This window comes from Microbacterium canaveralium, from assembly GCF_047238045.1.
Taxonomy (GTDB): domain Bacteria; phylum Actinomycetota; class Actinomycetes; order Actinomycetales; family Microbacteriaceae; genus Microbacterium.
In genome coordinates, this window is sequence record NZ_JBDFMA010000003.1 from 1,251,700 (window position 1) to 1,266,863 (window position 15,164).

Annotated in this window: 15 protein-coding genes and 1 pseudogene; 8 read left to right on the top strand and 8 right to left on the bottom strand. The window is 70.8% G+C overall.

Features of this window, described 5'->3' with window-relative positions; all coding sequences use genetic code 11:
- Window positions 1-5: 5 nt before the first annotated feature.
- Complete coding sequence (locus tag ABC271_RS06865; protein WP_412924146.1) at window positions 6-929, top strand: VOC family protein; 924 nt, start codon at window positions 6-8, stop codon at window positions 927-929.
- A 133-nt stretch (window positions 930-1,062) separates the two neighbouring features.
- On the top strand, window positions 1,063-1,320 hold the full coding sequence (locus ABC271_RS06870) for a nuclease (protein ID WP_412924147.1): 258 nt from the start codon (window positions 1,063-1,065) through the stop codon (window positions 1,318-1,320).
- A gap of 19 nt (window positions 1,321-1,339) precedes the next feature.
- Here ABC271_RS06870 and ABC271_RS06875 read toward each other — a convergent pair whose 3' ends face one another.
- The 5 genes and pseudogenes from ABC271_RS06875 to ABC271_RS06895 form a co-directional block, all read right to left on the bottom strand.
- The gene (locus ABC271_RS06875; RefSeq protein WP_412924148.1) at window positions 1,340-1,747 is read right to left on the bottom strand and encodes a four-helix bundle copper-binding protein; all 408 of its coding nucleotides are present in this window, start codon (window positions 1,745-1,747) and stop codon (window positions 1,340-1,342) included.
- 91 nt (window positions 1,748-1,838) lie between these two features.
- Window positions 1,839-2,627: a dienelactone hydrolase family protein gene (locus tag ABC271_RS06880; RefSeq protein WP_412924149.1), complete on the bottom strand. Its 789-nt coding sequence runs from the start codon at window positions 2,625-2,627 to the stop codon at window positions 1,839-1,841.
- A gap of 45 nt (window positions 2,628-2,672) precedes the next feature.
- A complete protein-coding gene (locus ABC271_RS06885) occupies window positions 2,673-3,131 on the bottom strand; it encodes an acyl-CoA thioesterase (RefSeq protein WP_412924150.1) in 459 nt (152 codons plus the stop codon).
- Window positions 3,132-3,141: 10 nt separating this feature from the next.
- Window positions 3,142-3,509: pseudogene (locus ABC271_RS06890) on the bottom strand (DUF1622 domain-containing protein).
- Between the two features lie 138 nt (window positions 3,510-3,647).
- Window positions 3,648-4,571 (bottom strand): LysR family transcriptional regulator, encoded by a 924-nt coding sequence (locus ABC271_RS06895; RefSeq protein WP_412924151.1) that lies wholly within the window; start codon window positions 4,569-4,571, stop codon window positions 3,648-3,650.
- A 128-nt stretch (window positions 4,572-4,699) separates the two neighbouring features.
- Between ABC271_RS06895 and ABC271_RS06900 the strand changes: the two genes are divergently transcribed.
- Window positions 4,700-6,799, top strand: coding sequence for an FAD-binding oxidoreductase (locus ABC271_RS06900; RefSeq protein ID WP_412924152.1), 2,100 nt, complete (start codon window positions 4,700-4,702; stop codon window positions 6,797-6,799).
- Window positions 6,800-6,852: 53 nt separating this feature from the next.
- On the opposite strand, the gene ABC271_RS06905 is transcribed toward ABC271_RS06900, so the two are convergent.
- From ABC271_RS06905 to ABC271_RS06915, 3 genes are all read right to left on the bottom strand, one after another.
- The gene (locus tag ABC271_RS06905) at window positions 6,853-7,020 is read right to left on the bottom strand and encodes a hypothetical protein (protein ID WP_412924153.1); all 168 of its coding nucleotides are present in this window, start codon (window positions 7,018-7,020) and stop codon (window positions 6,853-6,855) included.
- Between the two features lie 111 nt (window positions 7,021-7,131).
- Window positions 7,132-7,584: a hypothetical protein gene (locus tag ABC271_RS06910; protein ID WP_412924154.1), complete on the bottom strand. Its 453-nt coding sequence runs from the start codon at window positions 7,582-7,584 to the stop codon at window positions 7,132-7,134.
- Between the two features lie 139 nt (window positions 7,585-7,723).
- Window positions 7,724-8,743 carry a zinc-binding metallopeptidase family protein gene (locus ABC271_RS06915; RefSeq protein ID WP_412924155.1) on the bottom strand — a complete coding sequence of 340 codons (1,020 nt, stop codon included), beginning with the start codon at window positions 8,741-8,743 and terminating at the stop codon, window positions 7,724-7,726.
- 153 nt (window positions 8,744-8,896) lie between these two features.
- Here ABC271_RS06915 and ABC271_RS06920 point away from each other — a divergent pair, with 153 nt between their 5' ends.
- From ABC271_RS06920 to ABC271_RS06940, 5 genes are all read left to right on the top strand, one after another.
- Window positions 8,897-9,604, top strand: coding sequence for a response regulator transcription factor (locus ABC271_RS06920; RefSeq protein WP_412924156.1), 708 nt, complete (start codon window positions 8,897-8,899; stop codon window positions 9,602-9,604).
- Window positions 9,601-10,992 carry a sensor histidine kinase gene (locus ABC271_RS06925; protein ID WP_412924157.1) on the top strand — a complete coding sequence of 464 codons (1,392 nt, stop codon included), beginning with the start codon at window positions 9,601-9,603 and terminating at the stop codon, window positions 10,990-10,992. The genes ABC271_RS06920 and ABC271_RS06925 overlap by 4 nt, the downstream gene beginning before the upstream one ends.
- 63 nt (window positions 10,993-11,055) lie before the next feature.
- On the top strand, window positions 11,056-11,823 hold the full coding sequence (locus tag ABC271_RS06930; protein ID WP_412924158.1) for a hypothetical protein: 768 nt from the start codon (window positions 11,056-11,058) through the stop codon (window positions 11,821-11,823).
- Between the two features lies 1 nt (window position 11,824).
- A complete protein-coding gene (locus ABC271_RS06935; RefSeq protein WP_412924160.1) occupies window positions 11,825-14,011 on the top strand; it encodes an MMPL family transporter in 2,187 nt (728 codons plus the stop codon).
- Between the two features lie 118 nt (window positions 14,012-14,129).
- Entirely contained in the window at window positions 14,130-15,107 is a 978-nt protein-coding gene (locus ABC271_RS06940) for an alpha/beta fold hydrolase (RefSeq protein WP_412924161.1), read from the top strand.
- Window positions 15,108-15,164 lie beyond the last annotated feature (57 nt).

Sequence of the window (15,164 nt, forward strand, 5' to 3'; positions counted from 1 at the left end):
TCATCGTGGATCACGTACCGGCAAGGGACGCGGCAGCGCTCGCATGGACGGCACCCGCCGTACCCACCGCGGGGGCCGCGCCGGACGGCACTCGCATGGACACCGTCGAGCTGCTCGTGAACGACCTCGACGCGATGACCGAGTTCTACCGACGCGCGGTGACTCTCGACGTCCTCGACCAGGCCGGCCCCACCGCGACGCTCGGGCGGGGAGGCGTCGCGTCGATCGTGCTCCGCCAGGAGAAGGACCTCCCCGGTCGCGACAGCCGCGGTGCCGGGCTCTACCACACCGCGATCGTGTTCCAGGATCAGGCCCGGCTCGCCGCCGCGCTGGCATCCATGGCCCAGCACGCCGGGCGGCTGTACGAAGGATCCGCCGACCATCTCGTCAGTGAGGCGTTCTACTTCCGCGACCCCGAGGGCAACGGCCTCGAGCTCTACCGCGACCGGCCCCGCGACCAGTGGACGATCCACCCCGACGGCACGGTACAGATGGGGTCAGAGGTCCTCGACCCGAACCAGTTCCTCCAGCGCTGGTACGACCCGGAGATCGTGGAAAACGGGACGGATGCCACGGCCGCCATCGGGCACGTCCACCTCCAGGTCGGCGACATCCCCACCGCTCGCCGCTTCTACCAGGGCATCCTCGGGTTCGACGTGACCGCGGACCTGGGCTCGGCCCTGTTCCTCTCCGCGGGCGGATACCACCACCACCTCGGCATGAACACGTGGCACAGCGCCGGCGCGGGCCCTCGGGCTGCGACCCTCGGGCTCGGCGACGTGCGCATCCTCGTGCCCGTGCGCGACGACGTGGAGGCGTTCGGGGAGCGTCTGCGCGACCACGGTATCGCCGCGGCCGACGACGGTCGCACCCTGCGTCTCGCTGACCCGTGGGTGACGCGGCTGGCGATCACGCCCGAGCGAGGCTGAGTCGAGGAAGCGAGTATCGCAGTCGTGGATTGATCGGGTGGTCCCGGTGTTACGCCGCGCTACGCCGCCCCGCGCCTGCTCTCGAGGCATCCCGTAGTTTCGTTTCACCGCAACCCCGAAGGCAGGTGAAGCCATGTCCCGCACGATCTCGTCGACAGTCCACCCGATCCAGCGCTGCATGGCGGCAGCCAACTCGTCCGCGTGGTGGGATGGCATCCTCGTGGAGGTCGACGGCGGCGAGGTCACCGTGGCGCTGTTCACCGGTGCGACGATGCGACTGCGCGTGGTCGGCCCGGTCGTGGACTTCACGCCCAACGAGCCGGTTGCCTACCACCCGGTCGCAGAACTCCTGAGCGCGTCGGCCGTCCTCACGACCGCGCGCGTCGCGTAAGCGCCGTCGCGGAGACGCCTCAGGCGGACATCGAGGCCATCATGGCCTCGCACTTCATGACCATGTCGTCGCACGCCATGGCGCAGTAGCGGCACATCTCGTCCATGTCGGCGTGCATGCGGCACTCCTCGGCGCACGCCTTTCCCATGGTCATGCAGGCCATCATCATGGCCTTCATCACGTCCATGTCCATGCCCGCGGGACGCATCATCATGTGCATCGTGGCCTGAGCCATCTCGACCATGTTCGAGCACATGGCGCAGCACTTCGCCGTCTCGGCGCCCTGCATCATGTCGCTGCCGGCGCACATCGCGGCCGCCATCGCGCAGGCGTTGAGGGACTGCAGGCATTCCTGCATGGCATCCATGTCCATGGTCATCTCGCCCATCGGCATGGACTTCATCATCATCGTGGTGTCCATCTGCATCTCCCGTGTCTCGCGGTGAAGGGATCGGTCGGCGCGGAGGAGCGCTCGTGTGACGAAATGTTACGCCTCCGCAGCGACGACCCACAGGACTTCAGCTCATCAGCCGCTCGCGGAGAAACTCGACGACCCGTTCGTTCGCGCGATGGGTCGGGTGACCCGGCGTCGTGGCCGAGGCATCCGTGAGGACGGAGTGCGCGTTCGCCGGTATGCCCTCGGGGTTGCCCGGAGACGAGTCGATCTCGAACGCCCGCCATCCCTCGCCGAGCAGCCGCTCGAACGCCGCGAAACGCTCCTCCGGCACGCTCCGGTCGTGCGTGAATCGCAAGCCGAGCGCGCACAGACCGTCACCGGCGCGGCGGAGGACCGCCGACTCTTCGGCGGGGCTGAGGCCGGTGGCGGAGCGCCCGGCCCCGATCGCCGGCGGCAGCGCGGGCTGGGAGACGACGGGCGCGAGCACGCTGTCATCGGCGGCCGTCGCCAACGCGAACCCGCCGGAGAAGCACATTCCGATGACGCCGACGCCGGGCCCGCCACGGTCAGCGTGCACGTCGCGGGCGAGGGCACGAAGGAATCCGGCGATCGGGCGGTCGGCGCGGCGGGCGAATGCCGCGAACTCGCGCGACACGCACATGCGCAGCGCCGAACCGGCGATGTATCCACCGCTCGCGGGTCGCCCCGGCGTTCCGATGATCGAGGGGAGAGCGACATGGAAGCCCGCGGCGACCAGTCGCTCGCCGAGTGCGATCACCTCGGGTGTCGCACCGGGGATCTCGGGAACGAGGATGACTCCGGGACCCTCTCCGGAACGGTACACGTCATGGGTGATGCCGTCGTACGAGAACGGCGAGACGCTCCAACCAGCCAAAAGCTCCGTGCTCACGGGCTCAGTGAATCACAGCCGCACACCGCGACGGCGGCCGGCGGACTACTCGATCCGGATGCTCCCGGTCGCGGGGTGCTCGTGCGGCATCCGGTCGCGGTCGTACGTGATGTCGGTGTACCCGTGGGGCTTCGGCTTGCCGTCCTCGTCGACGCTGACGAAGACGATCCGCTCGATCGTGAGGATCCGTTTGCGCGTGATCATGTTCCGCACGATCGCGCGCATTTCGAGCGAGGTCCGTCCGAAGCGCGTCGCGGTCAGCCCCATCTCGATCAGGTCTCCCTGAAGGGCGGATGCCTCGAAGTTGATCTCCGAGATGAGCTTGGTGACCACGCGATAGTTTCCGAGCTGGATGATCGCGTAGATCGCTGCTTCCTCGTCGATCCATCGCAGCAGACTGCCCCCGAAGAGGGTGCCGTTCGCGTTGAGGTCCTCGGGCTTGACCCACTTGCGGGTGTGGAAATTGATGCCGTCGTCCGAGGGATGCCACTGCGATGCCGTCACACCGGCAACGCTACTCCGGGGTGCTGTGCGCCGGTCCGGCGACGGCCGCCTTCTGCCAGGGCCAGCGGCCGGTGATCTCGAGCTCGAGCGACCAGCTGAGGAACGTCCGGATGAGGACGATCGCCGCCAGCACCCGACGTTCGCGAGCGTCGGGGTGACGGCGACGGTGCGGATGATGTCGGCGGCGACCAGCAGCTCCAGGCCGAGGAGGATGGAGCGCCCGAGGAACCGGCGGAAGCGGCTGTAGACATCGGGTTCGCGTCTGAGGGTCCGTTGCACAGCGAGCACGACCGCGGCGACGACCCCGATCACGATCGCGGCGACGCCCACGGCATCCAGGGACTTGCCGATGCCTTCGATGATCTCCGAGAACTCCATAAGGCAGTTCTAGCCGGGGTCCGTCGTCGCGGCGAGCGTGAACGACGCGATCACCGCTCGGACGATGTCGTCGGCCGGTGCCTATCGGAAAGTGCTCCGTCCGCGGGAGGAGAGTCGGAGCGCGCTGTCGCGCTGACTTCAGACGGCATCCGGCGCGTACAGCGTCTCGTCGAGCTCGATTGCTCGCCGACAGTTCTCGCGGACCGTCTCGAGAAAGGTCTCGGCGGCACGCGAGAGTCTGCGGGTGTTGGCCCAGGCGGCCGCCGCCGTCCACCGCATGTCGATCCAGGGCGTCGGCAGCGCGACGAGACCCGGGTGGTCGCGCGCGACCGCTTCGGTGACGAAACCGACACCCACGCCCGCGGCGACGTAGCCGCTGACGAGGTCGAGGTGCGGCACCTCCACGATCGTGCGGCGGGCGACACCACGCGCCATGAGCTCGCGGTCGGTCGACTCGCGCAGCGTGAATCCTCGGGGGAACTCCACCATGGCCGCTCCGGACAGATCTTCGGGCTCGACCGGCGAGGAGCGTCCGGCCCACGGGTGGGATGTTCCGCAGGCCAGGACGAACTTCCCGGTCAGCAGGGGCTCGACCGTCAGTTCGGGGGAGTACGCGAACGGCAGCACGACGAAGCACACGTCGAGCACGTTGGCGAGGATGTCGTTCTGCAGGGCTACGCTCCCGCCGAGGGCGGACTTCACCGAGATGCGCAGATCCGGATGCCGTTGGTGAAGCGTCGCGATGGCGGTGGCGATCGAGACGATGTCGGGGGTGGCGAGGACGCCGACGGCGACGTGGCCGCCGATCCCGCCGCCCGCGAGGGCCGCGGCGGAGTCCTTCGCCTCTTCGAGCGCCGCCACGGCAGCCCGCGCCGCGGGAAGGAACGACCGGCCCTCGGGGGTGAGCGTGACGGCGCGGGTGCCACGGTGGAGGAGCTGCAGGCCCGTCGAACTCTCGAGGGCCTTCACCGACGCCGACACCGATGACTGCACGAGGTGCAGGCGTTCCGCTGCCCGGGTGAATCCGCCCTCCTCGGCGACGGCGATGAAGGCCATCAGCATGCGAGGGTCCACGGTTCCTCCCATCGGAAACATCGATCGCTGCGAACGAAATTAGTCGTTGTACATCGATGGGTGGAACCCCGCATCCTTTCTGTCGACCCTGTCATCGACGGAAAGGAAGAAGAACGATGTCCCTCTCTGCTGCGGCCCCCTCGCGTGCTGCCGAAGCGGTTGCGGCTGTGCCGAGCGCGCCGACTCTGGGGCGCGCCGCGCGCGTCTCGAGCGTCGCCGCGTCACTCCTCACGATCGGCGCGATCGGCGTCGCGGTCGGCTCCGTAGCCGCCGCTCCCTCGGCGGGCCCCGCAGTCGCCGACGCGGTCGGCGCCGCGCTCGGGAGCGCCCTCGCCCTCGTCCAGGGCGCGAACGTCTCGGCCCGCCGGGGGCGCCGTCGGTTCGTGCTCGTCGGACTCGTCCTTCTCGGTGCGGCCACCCTCGCCCACGCCGCGGCAATTCCCTTCCTCGCCGGGCTCCTGCTCGGCATCGGGGCGGTCATCGCCGTCATGGCCGCGACCGGATGGATCGCAGACGCGGGACTCCCGACGTTCGCGGCTGCCGCGTCTGCGCTGGCGATCCTCGCGGCGGCCTCCGTCGTCGCCGTGCCCGTCCTGGTCGCCACCGTCGTCCTTCTCGCCGCCGCCGCGGTCGCCGCGATCAGCATCGACACCGTGTCGGGGCCGCGCACACCCGTGTTCCTGCTGCCGGCTCTGCCGCGCCTGTCGGAGCACCCCGTGGCCGCGCTCGTGCTGGCTGCCCTCGTCGCGAGCTTCGCGTGGCGCAGCGGGGGAGTGTTCGCTCTCGTCGTGGTGCTGGCGGTGCTGGCGGCATCCGCGGGAATCGGACGCGCCGCGGGCCGCCGCTCCCTCGCGTCGGCGCCGCTGACCTCGAGCGGGCGCGCCTACCACGCGGCATCCGCGGTGTTCGATGCGACGGTGGCCCTGCGTCCGGCGGCGGCCACCACCGTCCGCTCGGTCGAGGAGGTGCGCGAGGCGATCGACACTGCTCGCGCGCGCGGCCTCGGCGTGGCGATGCACAGCACGGGACACGCCGCCGCGGGTCTGGCCGACCTGAGCGGCAGCGCCCTGCTGAAGGTGGCGATCGACGAGCCCATCACGGTGGATGCCATTCGCCGCACCGTGCGCATTCCGGCAGGGCGCGCGTGGGGAGAGGTCGTCCCCCTCGTGGCGGCGCACGGACTCACGGTGCCCCACGGGTCTTCCGCCCTCGTCGGCGTCGTGGGCTACCTCTCTCGGGGCGGGCTGTCGGCCTACGGGCGGCACACCGGCGTGGCCGCGAACGCGATCGAGTCGATCGAGATCGTGACCGCCGACGGCGAGCACCGCCGTGTCGACCGCGAGAACGATCCTCAGCTCTTCTGGGCGCTGCGCGGCGGGGGCGGCGGCTTCGGGGTCATCACCGCGGTCACGGTGCGTGCCTTTGCGCCCGGCGAGATCGTGACCGGCACGACGGTCTGGGAACTCTCCGACGCCGAGGCGGTCGCCCACGAGTGGGCACACTGGTCGGCCGAAGCGCCGTCGGCGATCACGACCTCGCTTCGTGTGCTCAGTATTCCTCCGCTGCCCGGGATGCCGTTCCCCCTCTCGCGTCGGCCGGTGCTCGTCGTCGACGGCACCGCGGTGAACGGCGACGTCACCGCGCGCGATGCGGCGGGCACGCTGCTGGCTCGTCTCCGGTCGGCCGCGGCCCCGCGCCTGGACACCTGGCGCGTCGCCGACCCGGCCGAGGTCGCGCACACCCACATGGATGCCCCGTTCGCGCCGGCGCACTCCTCGGCCCACGCCCTCGTGGGGGCGGCGGAGTCGACCGACGCGGGTCAGGCGCACGGGGTCGTCGCCGACTTCCTGCGCGCGACCGCCGACTCCGCGGTGCTCATCTCGGAACTGCGTCAGCTGGGTGGCGCCCTCGGGGAGCGTCCCGAGGGGGCCGGCGTCGTGGGCCACTACCGCGGTGCGTTCGGGTGGCTGAATCTCGCTCTGCACGGCAAGCCCGGACGCGAGGTCGCCGAGGCGGCGATCGACGCGCAGTGGGAGCAGATCCGCCGCTGGGAGACCGGGTACACCGCGCCGACGCTGGCGGCGGAACGGCACCGTCCGGCCCGGTCGTTCCCCGAGGCCGACATCGCCGCCGTCGACGCGGTCCGCGTCCGCGTGGATGCCGAGGGCCTCTTCCGTGTCGATGTCGCCCCGGGAGCGCACTCGGGGCTGGTCTGACCGTTGACCGACACGGGAGGCGGGGGAGTGGCATCCCTCGCCTCCCGTCGCGCTCACGCGGCGACGAGCGTGGGCGTGCGGGCGACCGTGCGTCTGCGCCAGAGCAGCCACGCGTACAGCACCCCCTGCGTCATCACGATTCCGCTCACGGTGGAGGCGATGACGCCGGCGGACTGATCGGCCGCGGTGAGCAGGTCGACGCCGGCGTGCCAGATCAACACGGGAACGATGCTCCCCCCGGCGCCGACGGTCATCCACGCCAGCAGGAACGAACCGCAGACGAAGCGGTTCCGGGGTCCGCTGCACCTCCATGGCCCCGCGCGGTGCGGGGGTCAGGTGTCAGTGCGGAGCGCCCGGGCGACAGCCAGCGACGTGGGGATGTGACCCGCGGCCAGCACTCCCGCGGCGAGGACGAGCCAGATCACGCCGAGCCAGGCGCCCGCGGTCGCGAAGACCGCGACCGGCAGCACCGCCATCGGCACGGGCACCGGGCCCCATCGGCGGTAGAGCGTTCCCGGATCCCGCCGTCGCACGTAACGGCCCCACAGCCCCAGGTAAGCGGCGAGGAACACGGCCATCGGCACGGCCCACGCCCACGTCAGCGGCGCGGGCAGCACGATGACGGGGATCACGAGGCACGCCGCCTGTCCGCCGCGTTCGAGCACCGGCAGCACGGGCGAGACGCGCACGGAGGGCAGCGGAGGCCGCGGCGGGAGCACGAGGAGCAGAAGGCTCGGGGCCAAGACGGCCACGGCGATGGCGAGCCCCCACGGCGAGAATCCCACAGCCACAGGCTAGCGGGTGGCTCAGTCGTGGAAGCGCGCGCCCTTGGCGATGCGGTCCACGACGTTGCACGGACCGCGCAGGGCGATGCCCACCGGGTCGAGATCGACCTACGCTTCGCGAGTCCGGACCACCCCCGCGCTACCCGCCCGCGCCCAGCGACCGCGGGGCTTTCCGGCCGGGCCTCAGCGACGCGATGAACTCCAGCTTGTCCAGGACCGGGTCCGGGATGACGAAGGGGTACAGGTCGGCCTTGCCCATCGACCGGTTGATCATGTTGAGCGAGATCGTAAGAGGCATCCACACCCCCGTCGCGAGGTCGCGGAAGCGTGAGAAGGCGTCTACGCCGGCCACCGTGATGAGGCCGTAGGCGGTGGCTGTCTCGAGGGTGTCGGTGATGTGGAGGTAGTGCGCCCAGGTCTCGGCGAAGTCCTCGTACGGATGCATCGTCGCGTACGTCGAGATGTAGTGCCGGGACCAGTCGGCCGGCGGTCCCTCGGAGTAGTGGCGGTCGATCTCGGCCTGGTAGTCGGCGGTCTCGTCGCCGAAGAGCTCGCGCGCCTCGGTGATCCGGTCGGTGCCCTCGACGAGCAGCCACTCGATGTAATGCCCGACCTCGTGGCGGAAGTGTCCGAGCATCGTGCGGTATGGCTCGCCCAGTTGCTTCTGCACCCGGACGCGGTACGCGTCGTCGCTCTCGGCCAGGTCGATCGTGATGACGCCCTCGTCGTGGCCGATGACGACGTTCTCGGCCACGCTCGAGAGGAGGTCGAAACACAGGCCGCGCTCGGGATCCTGCGCCTTGCTCGCGATGACGAATCCCAGGCGGTCGAGCTCGAAGAGCAACCACCGCTTCGCGCGCTCGGCGACGGGGAACTGTCCGAGACCCTCGAGGTCGGAATCGTTGGGGCGCACGCGGGTCAGGTCGCACGCAGAGCACTGACCACCCTCGAAGGGGGCGAGCCACGTGCAGCCCGACAGGTTGAGGTTGCGGCAGACGTGCCAGACGAACCCGGCCGAGTCGATGTAGCGGCCGAGGCCATCGACCGGGACGATCTCGGCCTCGCCGCGCGAGAAGCCGAGGCTCGTTCCGCACGAGACGCACACCGAATTCTCGAAGTACAGGGCATTGCCGCACACGCGGCACCGAAACGACTTCACACCTACAGCCTGGCAGGGCCGCGGCGCCGGCGGGGCGGGGTTGCGCTCCGCCCGCCGTTCGCGACGGCGCTCCGTCCCGCTCGCCAGAGCTGTCTCCCGTCACCCTTCGAAGTACCGCTCGGCGGCACAGGGCGTCCCCCTAGCATCGAGGTCATGACCGCGCGAGAGAACGACGGGCCGCCGACACGGGTGCTGGTCGTCGACGACGACGAAGGCATCCGCGTCCTGCTCGCTTCGGTCCTCGCCGCCCCCGGGTGCACCGTCACCACCGCGGCGACGGGGGTCGACGCCCTGCGAATCGTGCGCGGGGAGGAGTTCGACGCGATCCTCCTCGATCGACTGCTACCGGATGTCGATGCCGTCCAGATCGTGACGGCTCTGCGCGCAGCAGCGCCATCCGCCGCCATCGTCATGCTCAGCGCGGTCGACGATGTCGACGCACGTGTCGCGGGACTTCGGCTCGGTGCCGACGACTTCCTGACGAAGCCATTCCACGTCTCCGAGGTCCTGGCCCGCATCGACGCCGTCCGGCGCCGAGGGATGCCCATCGACGACCCCGATGTCCTGCGTTACGCCGACCTCGAGTTCGACCTCGCCGGGCAGCGCGTCCGTCGCGGCGGAGAGGTCGTGCCGCTGACCCCCACCGAATTGAGGCTGCTGCGATTCCTCCTCGAGAACGCGGAGCGAGTGCTCTCCCGCGGCCAACTGCTGGACCATGTGTGGCGCTATGACTTCGGCGGTAACAGCGAGGTCGTGGAGAAGGCGGTTTCGACCCTCCGGCGCAAAGTCGATGCGGGGCGCCCTCCGCTCATCCAGACCGTCCGCGGTTTCGGCTACTGTCTCCGCGCGGACCCGTCATGACCGATGCCGCGCGGCCCTCGATGGTGCGGACCCTTCGTCGACGCATCCTCGTCGTCGTCGCCGCCGCGGGCATCCTCCTGGCGATCGCGAGCGTCTGGGGTGTCCGGCTGATCACTCTGCGCACGGCGGAGACGCATGTGCGTGTGACAGCGCAGACCGTGACGACCTGGCCGCAGCCCGGACAGGGAGGGCTGGTCATCGACGAGGAGCAGCTGCGCGCAGCGAACGTCGGATCGACCATGGTCGCGCTGCTGGATGCCGACGGGGACATCGTCGCCGCTTCGGCCGCCACCTCCACCCCGTTCGCCGACCTCGGGAGGGTGGCCGCCGCCATCGGCGGAGACGAGACGGCTCGCGCAGAGGTCGCGGGCCGCAGTCTCCTGTTCGCCCGCGTCGAGCTTCCCCCCGGCACGGTGTACGACGACGGCGCGAGAACGCCGGTCGCCACCGCCCTCGTCGGCGTCGGGATGGAGGCGGCCGATCGCCTGGTCACGGCGCTCGCCCTGGCCGCGCTCGCCGTCCTGGCAGCCGTGCTCGTGCTCGCCGGAGTGGTCGTTACCCTCGTCGTCTCGCGGACGACACGGTCGCTGACGGTCCTCGCCGATCGCGTCGAGCAGTCGAACCTGAGCGACCTGGCGGCCTCGCCGGCCGGCGAGTTCGGCGAGACGCAGAGCGTCGCCCGCGCGATCGAACGCCTCGACGGACGAAGGGATGCCACGGAGCGCCGGCTGCGCACTTTCGTCGCGGACGCGTCGCACGAGCTTCGGACGCCCCTCACCAAGATCCAGGGGTGGACGCAGCTGCACTTCCAGCGTCCGGACGATGCCGAGACGACCGAGCGCGCGTTCGGAAGCGTTTCGGAGGAGTCGGAACGGATGCGTGTCCTGGTCGAGCGCCTCGGCTTGCTCGCGCGCAGCGAGGCGACGTCTCCCGTGCGGGAGCGGATCGATCTGCGCGAGGTGTGCCGGGCCGCGGTCGAGGACGCGGAACTTCTCGCGCCCGACGCCGCCGTTTCCCTTGCCGTCGATGCCCCCGTGTTCGTCGACGGCGATCCCCACGCGATCGCTCAACTCGTCCGCAACCTCGTGGGGAACGCGCTGCGCCATGCCGGTCCGGATGCCTCGATCGCGATCGAGGTCCGCGACGCGGGGGAGACCGTCGTCCTCGTCGTCGCCGACGACGGCGTCGGGATGAGCCCCGACCTGCGCGACCGCGCGTTCGAGCGTTTCGTCAGCGGCGACCGAAGTGCCGGCAGCGGTCTGGGACTCGCGATCGTCGAGGCGATCGCGCTCGCTCACGGAGGCGATGTCGCGCTGGAATCGGAACCCGGTACGGGAACGCGCGTGACGGTGCGCCTGCCCAGCGCGCTCTCGACGGCATCCGGCTGATTCGTCAGCCGATCGTCAGAACGTCGTCCGCTTCTCGGGAGGTGTGCCCGCTGCGATAAGGGCGTGATATCGAAACGTACCCGGACCTGGATCGGCGCAGGTGTCGCGCTCGCTCTCGTCGCGACATCCGGTCTCGTCGCCGGTGAGGTCGTCGCGCGGGGGCAGCTGGACGCGCGGGCGGCCTCCTTCAGCGGGTCCCTTCCCGGGGTGTCGGCGGAGGTCGGTGGGGGTCCGGCCTTGTGGCAGCTCGCTTCGGGTGCGGTCGAGGTGCGCCTCACCGTGACCGACGCCGCTCTCGACGCTCTCGCGCGGTGCCGGACGAATCAGGAGGTCCGGGTCCACGCCGTGTCGAGTGGGCTGGTCGTCGAAACGGAGCGCACGCTGCGCGGCGTCCCGGTGACGGTCGATGTGCTGCTCGTCCCGCAGCGCGATGCAGCCGGGTGGCGTCTCGTCGCGGACTCGGTCAGCGCAGCCGGTATCTCGCTCCCGGCCGAGCGTGCCCTGAAAGTGCTCTCGGGCCGCGACGGCGACGGCGCCGGGTTCGCTCAGCGGCTGGCGGACGGTATCCCGCTCCTGCTGCCGGGTGCTCCCGTGCGTGGTGTCGAGTTCCGCGCCGGGGCGGCTGTGCTTTCGGTGGGTCTGCCGGTCGCACGTGACGGTGCGGCCGAGGGCGGAAGTGATCGGTGGGGGTCGCTCCGCGAGTGCCTCGACCCATCGGCATCAACCGATCCCGCTGACCCGGCCGAGCCCTCCGCCCCCGCCGACCCTTCCGCTCCGATCGGCCCTCCCGCGCCCGCTGCCCCTTCCATCCCCTCCGATCAGGACGGTTGAAATGAAACGCTTGGTCTCCTCTCTCGCCCGGGTGTGCGCCCGGCATCGCTGGCTCACGATCGCCGCCTGGGTCATCGCCGTGGGTGCGCTCTTCGGGAGCGCGTACCTCGTCGGTCCGGCTCTGCAAGACGATCTGGAGGTCACCGGCAGCGACAGCCAGGTCGCGGCGGACGTCCTCGAGGCACGCTCGGGGGAGGAGGAGCCGATCGTACCGACGAGCCGCATCGTCGTGGCCGGTGACCTTTCCGGGCATGCCGACGTCGTCCAAGAGGTCGTCCACGGACTCGAGGCCGCGACCGGCGAGACCGTCGAGAACCCTCTCGACGACCCCGCGGCGGCCACACGTACGGGAACTCTCGCGCAGGCGGGGGACGCGCTCGTCCTCACCGTCTCCGGCGACCCCAAGGAAGAGGGGCGGACGTGGCAGCGAGACGTCGATGCGGCGCTCGATCCCGCTCGCTCCGCGGGCCTGGAGGTGGGGATCGGCGCGCCGCTCGGCACGCAGATCGACCGTGCGGGCGGGGTCAACAGCGAACTCGTCGGCGTCGTCGCCGCCCTGATCGTCTTGTTCTTCGCCCTCGGGTCTGCGCTCGCGGCGCTCGCTCCCGTGGCCACCGGCATCATCGCCGTCGCGGGCGGGGTCGGGTCCGTCTGGCTGTTGAGTCACGGATTCACCATCTCGGAGAGCGCCGTGACCCTCGCGATCATGATCGGACTCGGCGTCGGCATCGACTACACGCTCTTCTTGCTGTCCCGCTTCCGCGCTGCGCTGAGGGAGGGGGCGGATCCGGTCGAGGCTGCGGTCACGTCCGGCCACACCGCGGGGGAGGCGGCGACCATGGCGGGCGTGACCGTGGCGATCTGCGCGACGGGCCTCGCGATCTCGGGGGTCGAGTTCGTCGCCTGGCTCGGCTACGCGACGGCGATCGTCGTCATCGTCGCGGTCGCGGCAACCCTGACGCTCACTCCGGCGGTGCTGGCCGCCATCGGATACCGGGCACTCGCGCGCGGCGTGCGCCGGGAAGCGCTCGCCGCGAGGTCGGGCGCGCCGGCGGCGGACGGGGGAGTCCAGGGGGATGCCATGACCCGAGCGTCGCACCGCGGCGCCTGGGACCGGCTCGCGCCGCGGCTCACGCGGCATCCCGTGATCGCGGGCGTCTCGGCGGCCACACTGCTCGTGGTGCTGTCGCTGCCGGCGTTCGCCCTGCAGCTCGGGCAGTCCAGCGCGGGTGACGCGCTCCCCGGCTCGAATCAACGCCAGTCGTTCGATCTCACGGCGGAGTATTGGGGCGCCGGGCAGAACGCGGCCCTCCTGCTCGTGGCCGAGGGTGGGGAGGAGTCGCTCGCGGACTGGCAGGCGCTCGCGGGTGATATCGCCGCCCGCGCGGACGTCGCGGCCGTCTCGCCTCCTCTGGCGCGCGACGGCGTCGTCACGATGCAGGTCACGCCCCTGACGGGGCCGAGCGACGACGCGACGGCGGCGCTGGTCGCGGAGCTGCGGGCCGACGTGATCCCCGGCTCGGGCGTCGATGCGCACGTGGGTGGCGCCGTGGCCACACGCCTGGACCTCAGCGACCGGATCGCCGAACGGCTGCCGTGGCTCATCGGCATCGTCATCGCCGCGTCGATGGTGCTCGTGGCGTTCACGTTCCGCTCGGTTCTGCTGCCGGTCAAGGCGGCGGTCTGCAACCTGCTGTCGATCGCCGCCGCGTTCGGTGTGCTCGTGTGGGTGTTCCAGGAGGGGCACGGGGTCGAGGTGCTCGGCCTCGACGGGCCGATGCCGCTCGATCCTTACGTGCCGATGATGCTCTTCGCCGTGCTCTTCGGTCTGTCCATGGACTACGAGGTGTTCCTGCTCACCTCGATGCGGCAGGCCTGGTTGCGCGACGGGGATGCACGTGTCGCCACGACGCGCGGTCTCGCCGAGACCGGTGGGGTCATCTCCGCGGCCGCGCTCATCATGATCGCCGTCTTCCTGAGCTTCACCTTCAGCACCAACCCGGTGATCAAGGTGTTCGGCGTGGGGCTGGCCGTGGCCGTGCTCGTGGATGCCACCGTCATCCGGCTGCTGCTCGTCCCAGCCGTGATGACGCTCCTCGGGCGCGCGGCCTGGTGGTGGCCCGGCCGTCGGCGGGCGCCGGGGCCGAGGCGTCAGTCGTCCGCGGAGACGAGCGAGGTCAGCACGTGATCGGCGTCGTGGATACGGACCCCCAGCGCCCCCCGCTCGTGCGGGCGGAAGCGCTCCGGCGACGACCCCGAGCACCGCGGCGGGAGCGCCTTGAACCATCTTTCGAAAGGGATCGGTCATGACACGAAGCACCCCACGGCATCCGGATCCGTCCTGGCTCGATCGCACGTCGTATCCGCTCTCCGATGCGTACGTCGACGTCGCCGGGCACGAGGTGCACTACGTGGACACGGGCGCGCCGCCGCTCGCGGCGGGAGCGCCCGGGGAGTCACCTGTACCGACGGTGCTCTTCCTCCACGGCAATCCGACGTGGTCGTTCGTGTATCGCGAGATCATTGCGCGCCTTGCTCTCGTGGCGCGCTGCATCGCGCCCGATCTCCCCGGATTCGGTTTGTCACAGGCGGCCGCGGGGTATCGGGGCACTTTCGTCGAGCACGCCGACGCCGTCGAGCGGTTCGTGTCGACGATGGGTCTGAACGACCTCGTGATCGTCGTGCAGGACTGGGGCGGCCCGATCGGACTGCGCCTGGTCGAGCGGCGCCCCGATCTCTTCCGCGGGGTCGTCATCTGCAATTCCTGGGCGTGGCCCGTCGACGCCGACCCGCACTTCGCCCGGTTCGCGGGGTTCATGGGCGGTCGTGTCGGCAGCGCCCTCATTCGTCGGTTCAACCTCTTCGTCAACGCGCTCGTTCCCCTCGGGCATCGACGTCGTCGACTCGGACGCCGCGAGATGGCCCAGTACCGCAAGCCGCTCGCCACGGGCGCCCGCAGGGAATTCAGCGCCGTGCTCCCGCGCGAGATCGTCGACACCACGCCGCAGCTCGCACAGGTGGCCGAGGGCCTCGGCATCCTGGACTCCCTTCCCGTGCTCATCGTGTGGGGGGATCGCGACATCGCGTTCCGCGAGGCGGAGCTCGCGCGATGGCGCGCGGAGGTTCCGGGTGCCGAGGTGCACGTCGTCTCGGGCGCGGGTCACTTCGTGCAGTCCGACTCGCCGGATGAGGTCGCCGGAGTCCTCCGTGCGTGGCTCGAGGCGGAGGGCCTTCTCGCCGCGGAGAACGCGACAGCGGAGGAGAGCGACACCGGTCGCCTGTGACGGGGCGCGGTCGGCTCCCGTGGTCCGGGGGTCTTTCGTCCTGCCGCCCTGGCGCAC

Excerpts from the sequence above, each read along its gene's own strand:
- ABC271_RS06870 (WP_412924147.1), top strand. The coding sequence starts at position 1,063 with ATGTCCCGCACGATCTCGTCGACAGTCCACCCGATCCAGCGCTGCATG.
- ABC271_RS06875 (WP_412924148.1), bottom strand. The coding sequence starts at position 1,747 with ATGCAGATGGACACCACGATGATGATGAAGTCCATGCCGATGGGCGAG.
- ABC271_RS06895 (WP_412924151.1), bottom strand. The coding sequence starts at position 4,571 with ATGCTGATGGCCTTCATCGCCGTCGCCGAGGAGGGCGGATTCACCCGG.
- ABC271_RS06900 (WP_412924152.1), top strand. The coding sequence starts at position 4,700 with ATGTCCCTCTCTGCTGCGGCCCCCTCGCGTGCTGCCGAAGCGGTTGCG.
- ABC271_RS06920 (WP_412924156.1), top strand. The coding sequence starts at position 8,897 with ATGACCGCGCGAGAGAACGACGGGCCGCCGACACGGGTGCTGGTCGTC.
- ABC271_RS06925 (WP_412924157.1), top strand. The coding sequence starts at position 9,601 with ATGACCGATGCCGCGCGGCCCTCGATGGTGCGGACCCTTCGTCGACGC.
- ABC271_RS06935 (WP_412924160.1), top strand. The coding sequence starts at position 11,825 with ATGAAACGCTTGGTCTCCTCTCTCGCCCGGGTGTGCGCCCGGCATCGC.
- ABC271_RS06940 (WP_412924161.1), top strand. The coding sequence starts at position 14,130 with ATGACACGAAGCACCCCACGGCATCCGGATCCGTCCTGGCTCGATCGC.